Annotated in this window: 15 protein-coding genes; 2 read left to right on the forward strand and 13 right to left on the reverse strand. The window is 38.5% G+C overall.

The window, feature by feature from the left end; all coding sequences use genetic code 11:
* From ACTB0Y_RS00005 to pyrE, 5 genes are all read right to left on the reverse strand, one after another.
* The coding region (locus ACTB0Y_RS00005; protein WP_463204722.1) for a C1 family peptidase at positions 1 to 2,362 on the reverse strand (2,362 nt) is incomplete at its 3' end.
* A 2-nt stretch (positions 2,363 to 2,364) separates the two neighbouring features.
* Positions 2,365 to 3,288: a T9SS type A sorting domain-containing protein gene (locus ACTB0Y_RS00010; RefSeq protein WP_463204723.1), complete on the reverse strand. Its 924-nt coding sequence runs from the start codon at positions 3,286 to 3,288 to the stop codon at positions 2,365 to 2,367.
* Between the two features lie 1,817 nt (positions 3,289 to 5,105).
* Positions 5,106 to 5,897 (reverse strand): PhzF family phenazine biosynthesis protein, encoded by a 792-nt coding sequence (locus tag ACTB0Y_RS00015; RefSeq protein ID WP_463204724.1) that lies wholly within the window; start codon positions 5,895 to 5,897, stop codon positions 5,106 to 5,108.
* Between the two features lie 38 nt (positions 5,898 to 5,935).
* Complete coding sequence (locus ACTB0Y_RS00020; RefSeq protein WP_463204725.1) at positions 5,936 to 6,343, reverse strand: SRPBCC family protein; 408 nt, start codon at positions 6,341 to 6,343, stop codon at positions 5,936 to 5,938.
* 16 nt (positions 6,344 to 6,359) lie between these two features.
* Complete coding sequence (gene pyrE, locus ACTB0Y_RS00025) at positions 6,360 to 6,995, reverse strand: orotate phosphoribosyltransferase (RefSeq protein ID WP_463204726.1); 636 nt, start codon at positions 6,993 to 6,995, stop codon at positions 6,360 to 6,362.
* Here pyrE and ACTB0Y_RS00030 point away from each other — a divergent pair.
* Positions 6,994 to 7,614 carry an NUDIX hydrolase gene (locus ACTB0Y_RS00030; protein ID WP_463204727.1) on the forward strand — a complete coding sequence of 207 codons (621 nt, stop codon included), beginning with the start codon at positions 6,994 to 6,996 and terminating at the stop codon, positions 7,612 to 7,614. The genes pyrE and ACTB0Y_RS00030 overlap by 2 nt on opposite strands.
* Here ACTB0Y_RS00030 and ACTB0Y_RS00035 read toward each other — a convergent pair.
* The 7 genes from ACTB0Y_RS00035 to ACTB0Y_RS00065 all read right to left on the reverse strand — a co-directional run bounded on the left by ACTB0Y_RS00035 (position 7,611) and on the right by ACTB0Y_RS00065 (position 17,391).
* Positions 7,611 to 9,071, reverse strand: a complete 1,461-nt coding sequence (locus ACTB0Y_RS00035) for a TlpA family protein disulfide reductase (RefSeq protein WP_463204728.1) — start codon at positions 9,069 to 9,071, stop codon at positions 7,611 to 7,613. The genes ACTB0Y_RS00030 and ACTB0Y_RS00035 overlap by 4 nt on opposite strands.
* Complete coding sequence (coaD, locus tag ACTB0Y_RS00040) at positions 9,019 to 9,483, reverse strand: pantetheine-phosphate adenylyltransferase (protein WP_463204729.1); 465 nt, start codon at positions 9,481 to 9,483, stop codon at positions 9,019 to 9,021. Before coaD ends, ACTB0Y_RS00035 begins: the two co-directional genes overlap by 53 nt.
* Before the next feature lie 60 nt (positions 9,484 to 9,543).
* Positions 9,544 to 11,766 carry an APC family permease gene (locus tag ACTB0Y_RS00045; RefSeq protein WP_463204730.1) on the reverse strand — a complete coding sequence of 741 codons (2,223 nt, stop codon included), beginning with the start codon at positions 11,764 to 11,766 and terminating at the stop codon, positions 9,544 to 9,546.
* Between the two features lie 66 nt (positions 11,767 to 11,832).
* Complete coding sequence (locus tag ACTB0Y_RS00050) at positions 11,833 to 12,309, reverse strand: DUF4494 domain-containing protein (RefSeq protein ID WP_463204731.1); 477 nt, start codon at positions 12,307 to 12,309, stop codon at positions 11,833 to 11,835.
* A gap of 76 nt (positions 12,310 to 12,385) precedes the next feature.
* The gene (gene gap, locus ACTB0Y_RS00055) at positions 12,386 to 13,390 is read right to left on the reverse strand and encodes a type I glyceraldehyde-3-phosphate dehydrogenase (RefSeq protein WP_463204732.1); all 1,005 of its coding nucleotides are present in this window, start codon (positions 13,388 to 13,390) and stop codon (positions 12,386 to 12,388) included.
* Between the two features lie 94 nt (positions 13,391 to 13,484).
* A complete protein-coding gene (locus ACTB0Y_RS00060; protein WP_463204733.1) occupies positions 13,485 to 16,508 on the reverse strand; it encodes a T9SS type A sorting domain-containing protein in 3,024 nt (1,007 codons plus the stop codon).
* Positions 16,509 to 16,599: 91 nt separating this feature from the next.
* Positions 16,600 to 17,391: a hypothetical protein gene (locus ACTB0Y_RS00065; protein ID WP_463204734.1), complete on the reverse strand. Its 792-nt coding sequence runs from the start codon at positions 17,389 to 17,391 to the stop codon at positions 16,600 to 16,602.
* A 151-nt stretch (positions 17,392 to 17,542) separates the two neighbouring features.
* Between ACTB0Y_RS00065 and ACTB0Y_RS00070 the strand changes: the two genes are divergently transcribed.
* The gene (locus tag ACTB0Y_RS00070) at positions 17,543 to 19,207 is read left to right on the forward strand and encodes a POTRA domain-containing protein (RefSeq protein WP_463204735.1); all 1,665 of its coding nucleotides are present in this window, start codon (positions 17,543 to 17,545) and stop codon (positions 19,205 to 19,207) included.
* A gap of 246 nt (positions 19,208 to 19,453) precedes the next feature.
* Here the strand turns inward: ACTB0Y_RS00070 and fumC are convergent, their stop codons facing one another.
* Positions 19,454 to 20,845 carry a class II fumarate hydratase gene (fumC, locus tag ACTB0Y_RS00075; protein ID WP_463204736.1) on the reverse strand — a complete coding sequence of 464 codons (1,392 nt, stop codon included), beginning with the start codon at positions 20,843 to 20,845 and terminating at the stop codon, positions 19,454 to 19,456.
* Positions 20,846 to 20,889 lie beyond the last annotated feature (44 nt).

The raw sequence follows: 20,889 nt of genomic DNA on the forward strand, positions 1-20,889 counted from the left end.
AATGTAGTGAGGACCCTGTAAAAGAGCTGTTTCGAATCTCTGCCGGTGCATTCCTTGATTTAATGTGGGTATGGGTATTGATGAAATTCACGTTATCGAAGGTAACCATCTGGCCATTATATATTTCTAAACCGCCCTGATTATTGTGGGTTAGGTTACTGAAGGTCACGTTTTCTAAGTTATTGAGGTTGCCGCGTATGGTGAGGGTGTTGGGGTTCGGACTACCTTCAATATGAACTCCCTGAGCTATTTTTAAAGTATGGAATGCTAAGTCACCATCAATGGATAAATTTTTGTTTAACTGAACCGGAATGTCAAATATGCCATCTTTTAGGGTAATATGATTTCCCATGAATACAATTTCGCCAGAACCTGTAAAATTAAAGTTTTTAACTGTTGCGGAATCCTCAATAATTAATTTAGCATTATCATGTAATACTATTTGCCCGATATCGAAATTAACTAATGAATTTGATCTGATTACTAATTCTGAGTTGTCATAGAAATGCATTGTTCCTTTAATAACAGCATCTCCAATAATATGTAGGTTGCCATTTATTATAATTTCTCCGCCAGTAATTAATTCTCCATTTTGAATTGCTAGCACTGCATCGGAATTAATTGTTAAAGAAGAATTATTTGCGATAAACGATTTGTCTTTAATGAAAAGAGTATCACTCAGTATAGCTGTATTATGTCTTATATATTCATTATACCAGTATGTGTTTTGAGAGTAAGATTCTGTTGTGTTATCTGAATTGAAATTATTCCAATTGACTGTTTTATAATAATTTTCATCAAAAGGCCCAAAAGCTGCATCTGAATCATCACTGTCCGGTTCATCAGGGCATGGGGGACAATTGGCTGGTTTTGGACCAATACCCCAATTATAATAACCATCTCCGTCTGCGTCAAGTATTTGAGGCGTTAAATTTGGGTTAAGTAGGTCTTCGACTAATCCAGGAAAGTATCTAATTCTTTTCATGTTGCCATACTCACTCGATGAGATTAAATAAACATAACCATTATGATTATCTGCTGCTGTTCTTGTGTTTTTAAGAATCCAATAAGTTTCTTCGATATATGGATTGCCTGGTTCAACAACAAATGGAGCATAACCATTGCCGGCATCAATAGTCATCCCTTCTCTAATTATACCATACCCTATTAAACTCATTGCATGGGTTCCAAATACAACACTCATTGGGCCATGAGTAATTAATGTATCTTTTACCCCTTCTTCATCATAAGAGTAGGATTGATAATCTGCTATTTTTACTCTTGATTCAGGAGAGGTGCATTTAACGGAGCAACTACATGTGTCATTAATATAAGGGAAGCAACTTTCATTTACAACTCCAAAGTCTCTAATATATTCTGCTGTATTTGTAGTATAACCACCAGTGTAACATGTATTGTCTGCATATGGAGAACATTCCATTATTTCTTGTTCAGAAAGGTTATAGTCTAAATGTTGATTGTAGTACAAATTCATTTTAGCTTCAACACTGTTGGTTACACTAAATAAAAAGCAACCCTTAAAGCATCTATTCCATGGTGCTCCATAATTGCCTCTCTGACAATGTATTTTTGTCATCCAACCATTTCCTTGATCACAAGTAACCACACCAACGCCATTTTCCCAGTATGTATCAAAATTATTGTCGAAGTATGGTGAACTTTCATTCATCGCACCATGTTGATATCTCCAATCAAACTCAGGTACATTGGTGCTTGTATATGTCTTGTTCTCATAGAAAGCCGGTGGATAAGCTGCAAATATCCCTTTATCATAATAACCAAATCCATAACTTAGTATATCGTCTGTTGGCATTTGATTTCTATCGCTATAATAATAGTTATTTTCGTTAATATTGGCACGCCAGAAATACCCCAGATTTGACAAATTAACATTTAGTTGATTTATTTTGTTCTGGATAACAGTATTTTCAGAAGGAATATTAAAACCTGATGAAGATGCTGCATCTGGAAAAAACTGGACATAATTTAAATGCACAGAAGCATCAACCAAAACAATCTTTAAATCACGTAAACTGACTCCATTTATTTTTGACAGTTCTTCAATGTTATAGACATCGTAATTACCAGGAAGATAAAGTGGGTAAAATAATTCAGTAGCAAGGATCTCATTGTCATATTCGTCAACAAATAAAATGCGCGCTAAGCTGTTCTTTCCATTTAATGTAATTTGTGCCTCCATAGCGGCTGTATATATATTACCAATGTTTTTGTTAGCGAGGTCAATTATCTCTGTACTTGTGAATGTTTGATTTATGACTATCTTTTGACTATATGTATTAATAGTTACAAAAAGAAGCAAAATATGAAATATTTTTCTCATAGCTAATTTGTTATAAATAGTTTAATTGTTTTTGATGTTAAATCAGAAGTTTGTATACTTAAAAGGTATATACCGGTGTTCAGATTATTGTATTGTATTCTACCATCAGCATTAATATTACCCGTTAAGATGGTTTGGCCAAACGCATTTATTATACGATATCTGTTATTGCCAATTGTAGGCAACCCATCTACCTGAATGGCATTGTTTTTAGTTTGATATGCGTTTATTTGTACAAAATTATTTTCATTTATGGAGGTTGTATTAATGTAACAACTCGAAAAGTCACTATTCATATATAAAAGCTCATCATTTTTATAATAGCATACCAACGTCCTTATAACTCCTAACATGCAATAATTTTTTGGTTCAAAAATACCAGATTTGCTGCCAACACCTTCTATATGATATACAGGTTCCGAAAGATTGTCATAATCATCTAGTTCTTGTAAAAATCGATACTTTCCTGCAAACTCTATTGTGTCTGTCTCAGTGACAGTTATTGTGCATATATCTTCAATGGTAAATAAAGTATCGTTAATAGTTAAATTAAAATCATATAATAAAATATGTTCAGAATTGTATGAGTCTTTATAATACACTTTTTTGTCTTTTTCGCATACATATCCAACTTGTTCCCAATTACTGTATAATGAATCTCTGCTTTGCCAGGTTTTATACCATGTAACGGTATCTTCAATTACCTTTTCTTTAATTTTATAAGCATAGGTTTCGCCTATTCCGGGTGGATTAATTGTGGAGTGATAGAAAACCACCCACATTTTTGTGGTATCTACAATAGGCTCATATTCTTGTCCATAAATGAAGTTAGTCGCTAATAATAAACCTAGAAGGGAGACTAAACTTCTAAGTCTTCCAAATTTCGGTTTTTTTTGTACTGCACTTCGTGTTTTTAAATTTTTCATGTTTTTGTAATTTTGATATTAATGGTCATAACTTGTCCCGCCAAATATGGCAGGATAGTCTCCCCCGCTGCAAGCGAGGGAGCTCGCCATGTTAAGTCCTACGTACACCACAGACTGTTTGTAGTTTCGTTACAATTATGCTCGTGCCTTGCTTCGCCGATGCTATGCAAAGGCGCAGCCTTGCTCCGCCATCCGCGTTCGCTGAAGCTATAGCAGAAGCGAAAACTACGCGAAGGCGCAGTGTGTCTTATTTTTAGTCATGGCTTGTTTCATATTTTTAATTTTTTTTGTGGGAATTTTTGATTTGTTCCCGGATCTTTATTGCACATAAGTTTTAACTTTGTGGATTGTACCGGGATGAAAGGGAGGAGCCTGCCGCCTGGCCAGGAAGCTTGCAGGCAGTGCTCTTCCCCCGTCCGGTACTCTCCGGTTCTACTTTTAGTTTATAGCAATAGCTATTATTAAATTTGCCATTCTAATATTTGGGTATTTTCTATTTTCATTTAAAACTTTGCTTTGAAATAATACACATTAAGCAAAAAAAGCATGATATTACGTTTGTGTTTGGTATTAAATTTTGTATTTTACTATAAATTTCCGAATACATTTAAACAAAAACAATTTTTTCAAAGAGTATTTTTCAACAAATTTAGCATCTTTTGTTTGCAAAAATATAGCATTGCACAACAGTGTGTTATAAGTTAAACTATTGTTCTTGTGTTCGACATAATCGAAACCAAAATAAACAATGTTATCGAAGGTTATTTTTTACAAATCATCAAACCTACAAAACATAATAAAAGAGAATTTGAATGAACGGATTTCATTATCTGGATTAAAAATATCTCATGCAGATAAGTCACCGGGTGAATTGTGCATTGCCAATTATACATAGCCATCTTTCCCGAACGGTTATAAGGTATTCACCAGGTGACTTTCAGGCTTTTGGGCTGAGTCACGGTGCGAGGCTTTATTCCGGCCTCACGCATTAATTTTCTTTCACGAGCACTGATCAGGAAACCCGCACCGGGTCACGATATTGGCGGCAAGTCATCTGGTGAATTAGCCAATACCTACTGACCGATTCAAGCTGTTTCGAGAAGGTACAACAAAAGCATTCACCAGATGACTATAACTCCAGCGCAAGGCTTTTTTCCAGCTTCCCGCATTAATTTTCTGTCACGAGCACAGATCAGGAAACCCGCACTGAGTTAGGCGATTTGCGGCAAGTCACCGGGTGAATTGTGCATTGCCATTTATACACAGCCATCTTGCCCGAACGGGTATAAAGAATTCACCCGGTGACTTTCAAGCTTTTGGGCGTGTGAGGGCTTCGCTAAGAGTGAAACCCTCCCTGTTTGGGGGGGGTGTCTGTCGTATGCCGGCAAGGAGCTGGCCTCCAAGTATTTAGATTATTCGCAACAGCCAGCGCTGAAAAATATCTCAGGTACTGCAGACAAGTCACCGGGTGAACTGTGCATTGCCATTTATACACAGCCAACTTGCCCGAACGGTTATAAAGTATTCACCAGGTGACTTTCAGGCTTTTGGGCGTGTGAGGGCTTCGCTAAGATTGAAACCCTCCCTGTTCGGGAAGTGTCTATCGTATGCCGGCAAGGAGTCGGGATTCGATTATTTATTTTCCGTTCCGGCCTGCGCTTAGTCACGGCGCGAGGAATCTGGCTATGTTTTCAAAATCATTTTCTTCCCAAGCAGAGAACCTGGTACTCGCACTGTGACTAGCCTGACACAGGTATGTGCACCCCTGAACTTTACCAATTGGAGGCCGACCACGGGATTCGATTAATTAAAAGAGGCTAAACAAAAACCTCGCCCTTAAGGTAGAGTGTGGCTTTACCGGCGACCTCTGTTCGGTTGCCGAGGTCTTTGCAATACAGCACTCCGCCCCTCGCTGAGAGTTGGTGGGAAACCAGCGATGTTTTGTTCAGTTTTTGGCTCCAGTAAGGCACCAACGAGGTATGGGCAGAACCTGTTACAGGGTCTTCGTCCACACCAATGGCCGGAGCGAAAAACCGGGTTACAAAATCGCTTTCATTACCAGGCGCAGTCACAATTAACCCGCGTGCATCTAGCTGAGCAAGTGCCCCCATGTCGGGTTTCATCTCCTTCAAAACTTGCTGATCATCGAAAACAGCCATCAGATCTGTGCGGCCATGGAACAATTCTGCTGGTTTGTGTCCTAAAATATTGGCCACAGCATCGAATTGGGCTTTTTCGGGCTTGAGTTGGTCGGCGGGTAAGTTTAAAGCATAAAGGTCGTTTTTCAATTCCACTGTAAGCGTACCACTGAGTAAAGTTTCAAATGTAAACTGTCTGGCGTGTTTTTGCACAAACTCTGCCAACACAAAGGCTGAGGCGAGGGTAGCATGCCCACACAAAGCAACTTCTGTTAGGGGTGTAAAATACCTGATTGATGCAAAACCCATCTGCGGAAATACAAATGCGGTCTCGGCAAGATTATTTTCAGCCGCTATTTGCTGCATTAAAGATTCGTCTATTTCCGATTCCAAAATGCAAACCGCAGCCGGGTTACCACCAAAAAGCTTTTCGCTGAATGCATCGACCTGGTATATTGCTATTGACTCCATAGTGCAGCGTGTTTGGGTTATAGTAAAAAGCGCATGACTTAGTTAAAAGATGCCTCAAGTTTATCGACCAATTGATCTACAAATTGTGTAAGCGGTTTTTTGGCCACCATTTTCAGCATAGGGTTCAAATCGGCGTGTAGGGTAACCCGCACGCGTGTATCAGCTTCGTCAACCTCTTTTAATTGAATCCACAGGTAAAATGTAAAAGGTACAGACTCATCGCTGGCAATTTTCACCATATCGTTCTCCGTACGCTCAACAATGCGCATACCAAACTCACCGTTGCTCCCCATAGCAAACTTGCATGAATCAGCATCAGCGTGCACGACCTTCATTTTATCGTCGGGTGGTGTAATATTTTCGAGTCGCGAAAAATCTGATATAGTATGATAAACCCTTGCTGCGGGGGCATTTAACTTGCCTATTCTACTTTCGTGTTTTAACATAAGTTTTTCTCAATTTTTAGTTCGACCAATTTTCAGGATCTTCCTGCCATTCTGCCAAAACAGACATCTCTGTACGGGGCAGCAGTTCTTCCTCCACGGCCATATCAATTAAAGTATTATAATCGGTAAGAACAGACCATTCGCAATTTGCAGCACTAAATGTATCAAATGCCTTTTGGAAACCGTAGGTAAAAATGGCAATCAAACCCTGTACTTTCATACCCTGATCTCTCAGTGCCTCAACAGCTTTTACACTGCTACCGCCGGTGGAAACGAGATCTTCAATTACAACCACTTTTTTGCCCGGTACAACATCGCCTTCTACGAGGTTTTGCATGCCGTGCCCTTTGGTTTTCGATCTCACATACAAGAAAGGCAGGTTAAGCGCATCAGCCACCAACGCACCATGCGCAATTGCTCCTGTAGCCACACCGGCTATATAATCCACATCGGCATAATCGGCCTTAATTTTTTCTACAAAAGCATCGCGTACTATTTTTCTAACCTTCGGATACGATAGAATTTTGCGGTTATCGCAGTATATGGGCGACTTCAGGCCCGATGCCCATACAAATGGATTTGAAGTTTCCAGCTGAATTGCGTTAATTTGCAATAAAGATTGAGCTATTTTTTCATTAATTGGTTGACTCATGAATCAGATTTATAAAATATTTTACGATAAGGTAACCTTACATATTATTCCGGAAACTGAATTCCAGCGCTACAAAAATAGTGGTTTTTATGAATTTAAAGATGTTAAGGGTCATCTTGATAAACTTTTAGAACATAATTTTGCTCAAAGCGAAAAACAATATTTCATAACTGCTAAAGATACTGACGATACTTTTGAAGCATTAAAAAAGCATTTCATTTTTATTGAAGCAGCAGGTGGTTTAGTAAGAAATGAATTTAATGAAATATTGACGATGGTGCGCAGGGGGTTGAACGACTTACCTAAAGGGAAATGCGAAAAAGATGAGCCTATAGAACAAACCGCTTTAAGAGAAGTTGAGGAAGAATGCGGAGTAAAAAAATTAACGATTAATGGCTTTCTAACAGCAACTTACCACATATACCCATACAAAGGGAGTTATGCTTTAAAAAAAACATGGTGGTACAACATGCAAGCGCCAAAACAGGAGTTGTATCCACAAGTTGAAGAAGATATCACCGAAGTAAAGTGGTTGTCTGTTACCAAAATCAATGCGTTTACATCCAATACATTTCCAACCCTGCTCGAAGTACTTCAAAAAGCGAACCTGATACCTTAACGATTGTTTCTATATCGTTCCCGCTCACGGTGTTTGAGTATTTTGAAAAAATAATACTCAAAATTGCCATTAGGTCCGGGGGTAGGATTCATGGCCAGGTTACCTTCAGGGTTTAGTAAAAAATAGGTGGGATATGCCTTAACATTGTACTCCTTCAATATTTCTGTGTTCGTATTACCGTTAAGCAAGCGCCAGTTGTACTGGTGCATGTCGAAATATTTTTTTGCCTTTTTAAATCTACTACCGACGTTGATACTTACGATCTTCAGCACTTCTTCTTGCTTATCGCTAAGTTGCTTAAGCTGCGGAAGGATTTTTTGCACAGCAAAGCTCTCAACGTTAATAAAATTCAGCAATATAAACTTGTCACCTTTTTGCGGAAAAGAGAATGCAAGCGTGTCGCCCATTGTAATACGAAAAGCTGGTGGCGGAAAGCCTTTTTGAAGTTTTTTGCTCTTTTCAATAATGCGTTGCACAATTTTACGATGACGTGGAATTTTAGTTTGTAACCTGACCGAATCGAGTGTTTGATAAAGGCTGCTTTTGGGGAAAGTGTTTTTATACAATGCATCGTTTAGCCCCTTTATGAATACCAGTTCCCGCAATGTATCGTTTCTCAGTGCCAAATTATTGGCCAGCGTGCGCATACTACGCTGATAACTTTTAGCTCTGACAACATTGTATGCGATATCTTCGCCATCGGCTGTTGTAGCATAATACTCAATATAGTTATCAAACATTTTATTGAATAGCTCAAAGTAGGCGGGGTTAGTATACAAAATGGGTTGGTCGAGATAGTAATCGCGTACCACGTAATTGTAATCATTCAAGTAGGCAATATGCAACAGCTCAGCTATTTTGTATTTTTTATATCCCTTAAAAAACCGATTTTGTTCTCCTTTTTTAAACAAGGAGTCCAGAAAAACTACCATTGAATCCACGTCACTGCCTTGACGCTTGCGGCGTATTTGTCTAAAATTATTAACCAGGTAATCGTTGTAAATAAGGTCAAATTCAGTAATAAGATGATTCAACTCAGTTGGATGGCTATTTTCCAATCCAAAAAAGAATTTACTTGGTTGAAAAAATGGGTTTAAACTATCGACCTTGGTCATTTGCCTGTACCCGGGCAGTTTAAGCTGATATGTTTTGCCGGGCATCACAAAAAGGCTGCCTTCCAGGGCACCTGATTCCACATAAATTTGCCTGGGTTCTTTAATGACTATAGGGACATTCAGCTTGCCACTATCGCCAAGTATTACATCTGCTACTTCATGTTTAACGGTAGATATATAATCTGCATAATACCAAACGCGGACAGGTTTATTGGCCCAATCGGTCCTTTGACCAATGAGTCTTGTAGTATCCTGTGCATTTGCAAACCCGGGCAGAATAAACCATAAACTAAAAATCGCCGTGAATAGCTTCCGGAATAAAAGATTTGATATCTCCTCCATGTTTATAAATATCTCTTAGAATAGTTGATGAAATAGGTGTCAATTCTGGGGTAGTGAGAATAAAAACAGTTTCAATTTCGTTCATGAGCGCCTTATTCATTTGCGCTATACTGCGTTCATACTCAAAATCAGCTCCTGTTCTTATACCCCTCAATAAAAATTTAGCGCCTATTTCACGACAAAAATCTATTGTTAACCCTTCAAAACTCTGAACTTCAATGCTTTCGTACTGCTTAAAAGTTCTTTTTATCCAGTCTATGCGTTTTTCTAACGGAAAAAAGCCTGGTTTATTGGCATTGGTTCCTACGGCCACAATAATTTTATCGAACAAATCAATTGATCTTTTTACAACAGATTCGTGTCCACGGGTTATTGGGTCAAAAGACCCCGGGAAAACTGCAACTTTTTCCATATTTTATTTAATCAATGTGTCAAAATTATAAAATATAAGCTTGGCAACAAGCAGAATTTATCAGGAAATAGCTTTCTGAGAATTTGAGCTCACAAATAATATGTTACCGAGATTTTCATATCCCTGGAAAACGTCAAATTCCCCAACCTGATCGGCCAATTCATGGTTATTGAATCCGATAATGGTTAAATCTGCGTCTGCCGAATAATGACTTATAATCTCTTTTCGGTTGGTTTCTTCATTTTCATTGACCAACTCAATATTTTTTAATGAAATAGGTAAACGACCGGTTTTTACACGGTTAGCCAATTCAGTCCAGCGTTTTTGTCGATTCTCCGGGTCGGTTAATACAAAAATACGAATTACGCCCCGCTTCCAATCCGGATGCCCGAGAATTACATACGCCATTAATATCATCAGATTAGCATTGGCATAATCCTCTGTTTTGATCCAGAGATGAATCTCACGATGATCGCCAAAACCTTTGTAGGTTGTATTGAGCACACACACGTCAAATCCGGTTGTATTCAAAAGCTTGTAATTACTCATGGTATCGGTAAGCCGCTCCGGGTCGGTACGCGAAAACTCAAATATAATCATGTTGTTATGCTTACCGGAAACGGTTCTTAACTGAATTACCTGTGCTATTGCAGATGTAAATGAAGGGCTAATGATGGTATCGAGATAGATACGGTTTTTATTTCCGGAAGCCAGTTTAATTAGCCGCTCCATGACCTTATCGGCCTGTTTACTGGTATTGTCGTTTAAGTATCCCTTAATAAAATGAATGTAGGTGCCGAAACCATATTTATGAGAAATCCATCTCATCAGGTCAAAGGCACTTCTACGATCAAATGTATCTTTTGAAATAGATACAGCGAAGGGTCGCCAGCTATTATCATCCTCTTCTCTGTTGGCACGTTGTGCAAAAATTTGCAAGTTACGACTTAACTGGAATACGACCCCTTTAAAAAGCTTTGCCAGGCCGCGTTTGTCAGGATTTCCGCGGGTAATTATTACATAAATACCGGCCATTAAGACTAATGAAAGAGCTGCATAAGGCAGGTTCATTCTAAACATAAGCCAGATAGACATCAGAGCACCAATAAAGGATAAATACCAGCGGGAACGGAATGTTGGTCTGTAGGATGGGTCTGCCGCAAAATGCTCCAAAAATGAAATTAAACAAATAGCGCCATAAGTAACCATAAAAAACATGGAGATGATTTCCGCTACAAAATTCACATCTCCAATAAATACGAAAAAGAATGCAATAAATATAGTTATTAGAGAGCCATTGAAAGGTTCGTTATCTTTAACTTTCCCTCTGGCCAGCCAGCGACTAATGCCTTTTCCAGGAAATATATCGTCTAATCCTATAGCTTGCAATGTGCGTGGAGCCACCATTATTGAACCCAATGCAGATGACAATGCGGCCGCTGCCAGACCAATAGGAATGATAGGACCCCAAACAGATATCTGCTCCATTATGAATTGGTCTTCGCTGAGCTGTTCTGGGGTTGCCGATATTGCAAACTTATATCCGACAATTAAATAAACAACCAGACCTACTACAGTGGCCCACATTGTACCAGCAGGGATTGATTTACGTGGGTCTTTCAAATCGCCCGATAACCCAAGTCCTGCTGCCAAACCGGTGAAAGCCGGGAAAATAATGGTAAAAACATAAAAAAATGGCGCTGGATTATCCACTGTTTCGTTCAAATTGAACTTTTCAATGCCTTCTACCGGCTCTCCAAACAAAAACATTCCAATGGCTGTAAATAAAATTGCAACCACGACGTAAAGTGCTTTCACGCCTAAATTTGCGCCCCGACGAAGAATTAATACGGACAATATGGCCATGGTTGCCAATGCCACAACCCGTTTAGGAATCAATATCCCATAGTTGTTGTGCACAGTCTGCAAAACGGGTTCAAAAGCTTCACCAAAAGCAATCACATAAAATGCCACACTCACTGCCTGAGATGCAAAAAGCGTTAAGCCAATTGCGCCTCCAATATTAAAACCAAAAGAGCGCGAAATAATGTAATAAGCACCTCCTCCCAGCACTCGCTGATTTGTTGCAATTTCTGCCACAGCCAGCGCAGTGGGGATTGTAACTAAATGGCTGATTAAAACAATGGCTATCACTCCCACCAATCCAACCTGACCCACTGCCCAGCCAAACCGCAAAAACAGAATTGCACCCAATATAGTACTTATGGCCGTTAAAAAAACCGGCAAGGTGCCAAATCCGGCATTGTTGCGAGGTTGCTGCATAAGATTGCTCTAAAATAAGGGATGCAAACTACAAAAAAAATACTGAAAAGAGCTATGTTCTCAGAACTACTCTTCGTCAGCGGTGTATTCTTTATCTGCTTCTGAAAGATTGGCGTTAGCATCATAAGGCATCACATCAACAACCTTTGTAAGCGCAACTTGCTGTATTTCCCAGGGGACAAGTACCTGCTCCAGACTTTTCTCTGCATTTTCCAGGGCCCCACGAAAATCGTCTGCTGCAACTAAAATCTGATTTTGTATTTTTTTCTCTTTACCGGACTTTTCATCTACATCTTTGAGTATAACTTTGCATTTATACCAGTAATCAGCATCGTCGTCAGGCACTATTTCATCCAATTTAGCCTTTGTTATTCCGGTTACTATAAATTCGTCAGGTATTTCACCCTCGAGCATTTTAATCAATCTACTTTCTGCCTCAGTAAAAGACAAGGCATCAACAACGTATGATTCTGATACGGGTTTTTCTTTCCCGTATTCGTCCCTTTTTTCATACTTAATTTTACATTCAAACCAATTGTGCATAATGAAATTATGTTTTTATAAGACAAAAAAAAGAGGACATCCTAAGCGATGCCCCCTTGTATAGAATAATAGTTTTCTAGAAAAGTTTTTCACCAAGGTCTACAACACGTGCAGAATATCCCCACTCGTTGTCATACCATGAAATAACCTTCACCATATTACCATTGGCCATAGTCAGGTCTGAATCAAAAATTGATGAATGTGTATTATGAATCACATCGCATGAAACAATTGGGTCTTCAGTGTACTGAAGTATACCTTTCATGGGTCCTTCAGCTGCCGCTTTCATGGCTTTATTTACTTCCTCTTTAGTTACTTCTTTTTTGAGTACGGCAGTAAAATCTACCATTGAGCCTGTTGGGGTTGGAACACGTACGGCCATACCATCCATTTTGCCTTTTAACGAAGGTATAACTTTACCCACAGCTTTGGCTGCCCCTGTAGTTGTAGGTATTTGTGAAACAGCTGCAGAGCGGGCTCTGCGCAGATCTTTATGCGGTGCATCAAGAATCTGCTGGTCATTTGTGTAGCTGTGAATGGTGTTCATATATCCTTTCTCAATACCAAAAGCGTCTTCAAGGACTTTAGCTACAGGAGCAAGGCAGTTTGTTGTACAAGATGCATTTGAAACACAAGCATCAGCTTCTTTCAAGTCATCATCATTCACGCCAAGTACAATCATTCTGTCTATTTCATCTGAAGCAGGTACAGTTAAGATTACTTTTTTGGCTCCATTTTTCAAGTGATCGCCATAGCCGCCTTTATCACTTTCTTTTACGCGGAAAATACCGGTCGATTCAATAACCAAATCAGGAGTTTGGCTCCATGGTATATTAGCGGGGCTTTTCTCTGCTGACACAGTAACCTCCATACCATTTACAATGATTGCATTATCGTTGTAACTAACATCACCGCTGAATATGCCCTGTGTAGAGTCATATTTTAACAAGTGTGCAAGTGTTTTAGTGTCTGTTAAGTCATTGATGCCAACAACTTCAAACCTATCGCGATCCAACATTAATTTGAATGCGTTCCTTCCGATACGGCCGAAACCGTTAATTCCTACTTTAATTTTTGCCATAGTAATTATTTTTTGTCAAAGTTAGACATATTTATTATCTAAACACAAAAAAAGGGAGGTGTGTTTACCTCCCTTTGGATATTCTATAACATACCTATTTTTTGATAATCTTAATCACTTCTGCGTCTCGTCCATCATTAATTTCAAAGAGATAGATTCCCATTTCAAGATTGTCGGTATTAATACTGTATGTATGGCTACCTTTATCGTACGCTCCAAGGTTTTCTGAGTGAAGTACTCTACCAGACAGGTCAATTATACGGGCGTTTACAACACTATTATCACTGAACACCCCGAATTTAACCGTTAGTTGATTTCCAACCGGATTTGGATACACATTGGCATTGAAGTCGGAAACTGTCTGTGCACCTGTTTCAGGAGTATCCTGGCCGTCATCAGCAGGTCTTTCTACATAATAAGTAGAATCAATAAAGACACCCTTACCATATGTTGCCATGTAAAGTATACCAAAATTATTAACTTTTTCGAACAGGTCGTAAGAGTTAGTTTGCTGTGTTATAGAAACTACAGGAGCCGAACCAACACCCTCACTATCCCATGTCCACATTGGGCTGGGTAGACGGTAATCATTGGTTGACCATACTCCCATTTCTGTGCCCAGTATTAACTGATAGAGATTAAACCCATTATCAGGATTTGTTTGAGCTACATTCACAACAGCATCGAATATAGGTACTTTAGGTAAATTACCTTGTATCGGTCTAAAGTTTGAATTAAAACTCTCACTCGTAGTTGTTGAGGCATTATCACTAACAAAAACTTTAGGTTCATCATCATAATTTGAGAAAGTGATAACCAGCCTGCTTTTATTATTTGGATCTATTGCAACAGAGGTTATTTCCTGTGTATAAGTCTGACCCAATTTTTGTGTATACTCACGTATTCTGCTATCGGTTAATGTATCCTGTGCGTCGATAAATGACCATCCGTAAGTTTTATCTTTCACAACTGTATGTAAACTATCAATCCTGAAGATTTCACTCTTCCGCGCAGTATCGGTATTCACATTAACAGCGATATACATATGATGTCCCTCGGGCGAGAATGCGATATCATTGATTGTAGCATCCATATTTGGGGTTTGAGCGCTTGGAATATTATAATAATCGTAGATATTAAAAATATCAAACCAATCATTATTAAGGAAAGACAGGTTACTTGCAGCCTTGTGCGTCATCCACAACTGTCCTCTAATACCTATTGTGAAAATTGATTTATAAGGATCCTGGAAGGTTACATATTGATTCCTGGGAATGGTATCTTCAATATTCACAATAATTGGCATATTAGCAACATTGCGACTTTCGGTGGTGTCAATATCACCCGGGAATAAAGAATCGAAAGTTTTGTAGGTATAGGTGTCATATCCATAAGGATAATCTTCTGATTCCCACATGGCCATAGGTGCATTACTAACATCCCAGGAAACATTATTAATATCTGTCATCAAGCTATCATAAATAGCTTTGATACTTTGACCAAAATCAAGTGTTCTTCTTAAACGTGCCTGACTATGTGCATATAAGAAAATATTAGGATTAATTTGTGAAATTACCCCCTGATAACCACTTCTGGCACCATCTGAAAAATCATACTCTTCAATAACCTCAGTACCGAATAATCTTTGAGAACCGGGGCCGTTGAATCTGTTATGGTACATTCCGGTTGCTTCTGCTCCTGCAATAATAGCACCCTGTGGGCCAAAGGAAACATCATAAAACTGCCCAGTAATAAGATAATTATTCAATCTGACTGTACCATCTTCCGGATGATACCTAAAGACTCCTCCATCGGTACTAATATAATAGAGATCATTTTCTGGATGAGCAATCATAGCATGCATATTGGCAGTAATATATTGTGGATGATATTTGGGGAAAGTATTATATGTTTTCTGTATCCACTGGAAGGGTTCAATTTCGTCGTTCACTTTATAACCAGCCCAAAGGTTTTGACCACCAACATAAACATAGTTTGGATCTTCATCCGAAACAGCAATCATCATTGCAGTTTTACCGGTAAATTCTTCCTGGGCAACCTCACGAATAATGTAGCTTCTTCTGAAAAGCTGGAATTCTTCGCTACCACCGGCAGCAATAGTTTGCCATGTTCCGGAAGCACCTGCAGATTCTGAACGATAAATACCTAATAAAGCTCCGGCTGAATCAGCAGCAATTGCATATAAATAATCCTGATTTGTTGGGGCAAAAGCAAATTCGTAACGTGTGCCGCCTGAATCGATCATATTATCTTCAGTTCCGGAAACTATTTCAAAGCCATTTCCACTATTTACATAAACCTGGCCAGCCATTGAAGTAACAACAACACCATTCTCGTTAATTTTAATATCCGAGGCATGCATGCTTGGTAAATCATTTACTTTGGTCCATGAATCGCCAGCGTCAACTGACTTGTAAACACCTTCCCATGTAGTAATGTATAAATGGCTTTCATTAGTAGGATCAGCAGCTATTCTGGTAATGCCAAAAAAATCTGCATTATCGATTGGCTCTGTTGCTTCTAATTGTTCAAAAACCTGCGAATCAGGGTTTTTCTTAAAAACACCAGCACCTGCAAAAGCAGCAACTCCTTGTTTGGTAACATTCACGGAGTCATAGGTCTCGCCTGTAGCAGCGTAAATAGTTCCATCTGAGGTCTGTACCATAGAAGTAACTGAAATTACACTTGCCTGGTAGTTTACTTCAACCGGCTCCCAGTATTGGCCATTTGTAGAGGACTTATAGATTCCACCAGCCACACCACCTGCATAAAGCACATTGTGTTCATCTTTATCCATTAGGATGGTTCTAATTCTACCTGCAACATTATTCGGTCCAACAAAATTCCAACTGAGGCTTCCACCGCTTTGATTACCCAGCACTGTTTTCAAATTACTTCGTATATTTTGAAGGTCTGAGGTATCAAAGAAAAAGCCGGTGTCACTTTTCGCTGTTTGTATCGACCCTAAGTCCTTTTTAACTTCGAACTTTTCCATCGACCCGTTTGACTGGTACCGGTCAAAAGAAACAGTATTCACTGCTGTGAAACCGCCGGCAACCAAAACCGCAAAAAACAATAGTAAATGTTTGCTTCTCATAAACTTTATTATTTTATTACTTTAGACATACACAAATAAAGTGGCAAGATAGGAATAATTTTAGCTTTATGAAAAAAAAGAAAAAAAAAGGTTAATATTTTTTTAACATATTCCATCCGCTATGATTTCTCCCAGATTTACCAGTATCACTATAATCCAGGATTTTTCCCCAAACATAAGATAACCTAAAACCAAAGTAAAATCTGCGTGTTGGTTCTCCGGCTAAAATTTCTACAGGTAATATAAAAACCTGCATTTGACTACTTATTCCAACACCATGAATTCGGCCTTCTTTTCCCGAAAAATCAACCATCGCACCAACTTCTATTATTCCACCAGGTGCGATGCTGGTTTCACCAAGTCCTTCGAACCAGGATGAACGTTCTTTTATATTGTTTACATTATGCTTCTCCGGATCAAATTGTGCTGTAAGCACTCTGCTGCTGTCCTGTGAATACACAAGCTCAATTTGATAATAAGCTGGCTTCAAAAAAGCTGTCTCAATGCCTGCTCCATAATAATAACGAATCCCAATGGCGCGGCTATTATTCTTCAATATAACTTTTTTATGCATGCCTATTAAAAATGCTAAAGGATAGGCGTGGTTATATTTGCCAAATATAAATTGGTTTTGATTGGGATAATTAGGGTTTACGCCTTTAATCTCTTTCCTGTGCTTTAGCTCACTAAAAGCTACCTTCCAAAAAAAATATTTATCGATGGTTCTTTTTTTGGCTGAAGTAAAACTTATACCATATCCGTTTGTACTTATATGAGGCTCAATGATGTGTTCTTGTCTATAAAAAACACTTCTGTCATCCTGTGCAAACAGGAAACCTACATTAAAAAGTACTAATAGTAGTATTAATAGTATCCGGAACATTGCAATTATATTTTTGCCATTCTTTTACCTGTCAAAAATTATGTAAATTAATGATAATAAGAAATATTTTTAGCATTTTTCGGTTAACACATTATCGACTAATTTGCATCCATTGAAAAATAACCATAAAAATATTTGTAGCATTAGCCCAATGGCAATATTATTTATAATTGCATCAATAGCATTTGTCAATAATTCATTTGGGCAAAACAGATTTTTAATTAAAATCAAAGACCAAAACAATACGATTTTAATAAATGTAAATGACAGCGCTGAATTTCAGAAACAGCTGCAGCAAAAAACAGATAACTTTCATGCTAATGGATATATAAACAGCAATATTGACTCGCTTTATAAAAAAAATGACACATTAACAGGTATTATTTACAAAGGAGAACAGCATTTTTGGGATTCACTACAAGTAGAAAGCGAGTTAAAATTTACACACGGACTTCCAGATTACAAAATTAAGCAACACAATCCCGTCAACCTGCTAAAGCTGGAGAAATATAAAAAAGAAATACTTCAATACCTGGAGAATAATGGATATCCTTTCGCACGCCTACACACTAAGTTTACTGTCAAAAACAAAAAAGTAAAATTAAGCATCAGCGTTATTCCAGGCGATCATTTTGTGTATGACACCATTGTTTTTAATGATATAAAAATTTCAGAATCCTTTTTGTGGCGATATCTCAACATTAAGCCCGGTGAGGGGTATAATGAAAGCACATTATCAGAAATACCCACAAAAATTGACCAACTGAGTTTTCTATCCTTATCTGGTGAGCCCTTAATAAGCTTCGCTAATAAAAAAGCCCGTACAGACTTGAATTTAAAAAAGATTAATGCGAATTATTTTGATGGATTGTTAGGCATTGTGCCAGATGAAGGTAACAATAATAAATATATGCTCACGGGTGAATTGGAACTATCCTTATTAAATACGCTGGGATATGGAGAGCAACTGAATTTACAATGGAAAAAAAATGAACAGCTCAGCCAGCAACTGAATGCCGCCATACAATGGCCTTATCTGCTCCGATCTCCTCTTGGAATAAATGGTAAGGTAAATATGCTCAAAGAAGATACTTCTTTTGTGCACCTGACATTGCGAGGAGGTATTTTTGTATATTTTGGCGGAACAAACTCTGCTACAGGATATTATAAAAATAAACAAACCATTGTACTGTCGCCGGAAGATACGGCAAACATTTTAGCAACAAATGCCTACGGAAGTGGGCTGGAGATAATTTACCAAAAAACAGACAGCAAACTCAACCCTTCTCAGGGATTTATGGTCTATACAGATGTTGGAGCAGGCCGAAGAATTGTTAACAACCCGGGAAATTCACCAGATTACATTAAATCAAACTATTTGGAAGGTAATATATTACTGCGGGGCATTGTGCCGCTTTATAAACGTTGGTCAGTATTGTTGCAAAACAAGCTGGAAGGCCTCTATAGTGATAAAAAAATATATAAAAATGAACTTTTACGAATTGGCGGATTAAAAACATTGAGAGGGTTCGATGAAAATGCATTCTTTTCAAAATCTCATAATATTTCAACTTTAGAAATTCGATGGCTGTTTGAACCTCTAAGCCATTTTAAGTTATTCGCTGATGCCGGTTATATAAACGCCCGAACTACTACGGGAAAAAACCTGGTTAAAGTCTTAGGTTTGGGTACAGGCATTAACCTCCACACCAATGCCGGAATATTCTCAATATCTTATGCATTAGGTCGCACCAATAACACTCCCTTAAAATTAAATAATGCCAAAATTCATTTCGGTTATATAAACAAATTTTGAAGCATCCTCAGCTATTATTATTCCCCAGGAACTAACCCACTATCAACAATAAAGTTTCTAAGAAACAGATGGATTGAAAGTTTGTGCTCTTGAAAGAAATTTAAGTGCAGGCTATTGAAGCCAATATGCTTTTGCAAAAAAGGTTCTTCCGTATTGTAGAGGCGCGATTATTGGTTTCTAAACTGAACCAAAAAGCGCTATAAATTGGCTTCAACTTATAGCGCTTTTAATTGATTTTATGTTTCGTTAGCGGCCAATCATTTTCGACGGGTCGACCCACTCATCGAATTCTTCCTCAGTTAAAAAACCAAGTTTTAATGCTGCTTCTTTTAATTTAGTGCCTTCGGCAAAAGCAGTTTTAGCAATTTTGGCTGCCTTTTCATACCCTATTTTTGTATTTAGAGCAGTAACCAACATCAAAGAATTGTCCAGCAACTCCTGAATGCGCTCATTATTGGGTTTAATGCCCACAACAAGTCTTTCTGTGAAAGAGTTTGCAGCATCAGCGAGTAATCTTGCAGATTGAAGGAAGTTGGCTATCATCATTGGTTTAAACACATTCAATTCGAAATGGCCATTTGAACCACCTACGCCAATTGCTACGTCATTTCCCATAACCTGGGCAGCAACCATAGTAATGGCCTCTATTTGTGTTGGATTTACCTTTCCGGGCATAATAGACGAGCCGGGTTCATTGGCAGGTATAATAATCTCTCCAATCCCTGAGCGTGGTCCGGATGCCAACATTCTTAAATCATTCGCAATTTTCATTATACTTACGGCTACTTGCTTTAAGGCATTGTGACCTTCCACAATGGCATCGTGCGCAGCAAGCGATTCGAACTTATTCTCAGCTGTTACAAAATCATAACCTGTAAGTTCGGCAATACTTGACGCTACATCTTCGGCATAACCTTTCGGTGTATTAAGTCCGGTGCCGACTGCTGTGCCGCCCAGGGCCAATTCAGAAAGATGACTGAGTGAATTATTAATTGCATTGAGTCCATGATCGAGCTGCGAGACGTAGCCGGAAAATTCCTGTCCGAGTGTCAGCGGTGTGGCATCCATCCAGTGTGTACGACCAATTTTCACAACGTTGTCTAACTCGTTTGCTTTTTCGTCTAATGCATTTCGTAATGTTTCGAAGGCTGGAATTGTATTTTCAACCAATATTTTATATGCTGCAATATGCATAGCTGTTGGAAATGTATCGTTGGAGGACTGCGACTTATTTACATCATCGTTGGGATGTACAGTACGTTCTCCTTCTCCCAGTTTGTTGCCTTCAATGACATGGGCTCTATTGGCTACAACTTCATTGACATTCATATTGCTTTGCGTTCCTGAGCCGGTTTGCCATATTACGAGTGGGAACTGCTCGTCGAGCTCATGATTGATAATTTCATCACAAACTTTAGCAATTAGTTCTTTTTTATCGCCGGAGAGCACACCCAGTTTATGGTTAGTAATGGCAGCAGCTTTCTTCAGATATCCAAAAGCTTCTATTATTTCCTTTGGCATTGAAGCAGGCTCACCAATCGGAAAATTGTTCCTGGAACGTTCTGTTTGAGCCCCCCAGTACATATCTGCAGGAACTTTCACATCACCTAAAGTATCTTTTTCTATACGGTAATTCATATGGCAATAATTTTAGATTAATACATATAAAATCGAAGCTGAAG

This window comes from Salinivirga sp. (genome assembly GCF_055145285.1).

Bases quoted from the DNA above. Each gene is read 5' to 3' on its own strand.
- ACTB0Y_RS00020 (WP_463204725.1), bottom strand. From the start codon at position 6,343: ATGTTAAAACACGAAAGTAGAATAGGCAAGTTAAATGCCCCCGCAGCA.
- fumC (WP_463204736.1), bottom strand. From the start codon at position 20,845: ATGAATTACCGTATAGAAAAAGATACTTTAGGTGATGTGAAAGTTCCT.
- ACTB0Y_RS00045 (WP_463204730.1), bottom strand. From the start codon at position 11,766: ATGCAGCAACCTCGCAACAATGCCGGATTTGGCACCTTGCCGGTTTTT.
- ACTB0Y_RS00010 (WP_463204723.1), bottom strand. From the start codon at position 3,288: ATGAAAAATTTAAAAACACGAAGTGCAGTACAAAAAAAACCGAAATTT.
- ACTB0Y_RS00015 (WP_463204724.1), bottom strand. From the start codon at position 5,897: ATGGAGTCAATAGCAATATACCAGGTCGATGCATTCAGCGAAAAGCTT.
- ACTB0Y_RS00030 (WP_463204727.1), top strand. From the start codon at position 6,994: ATGAATCAGATTTATAAAATATTTTACGATAAGGTAACCTTACATATT.
- ACTB0Y_RS00070 (WP_463204735.1), top strand. From the start codon at position 17,543: ATGGCAATATTATTTATAATTGCATCAATAGCATTTGTCAATAATTCA.
- ACTB0Y_RS00060 (WP_463204733.1), bottom strand. From the start codon at position 16,508: ATGAGAAGCAAACATTTACTATTGTTTTTTGCGGTTTTGGTTGCCGGC.
- ACTB0Y_RS00065 (WP_463204734.1), bottom strand. From the start codon at position 17,391: ATGTTCCGGATACTATTAATACTACTATTAGTACTTTTTAATGTAGGT.
- ACTB0Y_RS00035 (WP_463204728.1), bottom strand. From the start codon at position 9,071: ATGGAGGAGATATCAAATCTTTTATTCCGGAAGCTATTCACGGCGATT.
- coaD (WP_463204729.1), bottom strand. From the start codon at position 9,483: ATGGAAAAAGTTGCAGTTTTCCCGGGGTCTTTTGACCCAATAACCCGT.
- ACTB0Y_RS00050 (WP_463204731.1), bottom strand. From the start codon at position 12,309: ATGCACAATTGGTTTGAATGTAAAATTAAGTATGAAAAAAGGGACGAA.
- pyrE (WP_463204726.1), bottom strand. From the start codon at position 6,995: ATGAGTCAACCAATTAATGAAAAAATAGCTCAATCTTTATTGCAAATT.
- gap (WP_463204732.1), bottom strand. From the start codon at position 13,390: ATGGCAAAAATTAAAGTAGGAATTAACGGTTTCGGCCGTATCGGAAGG.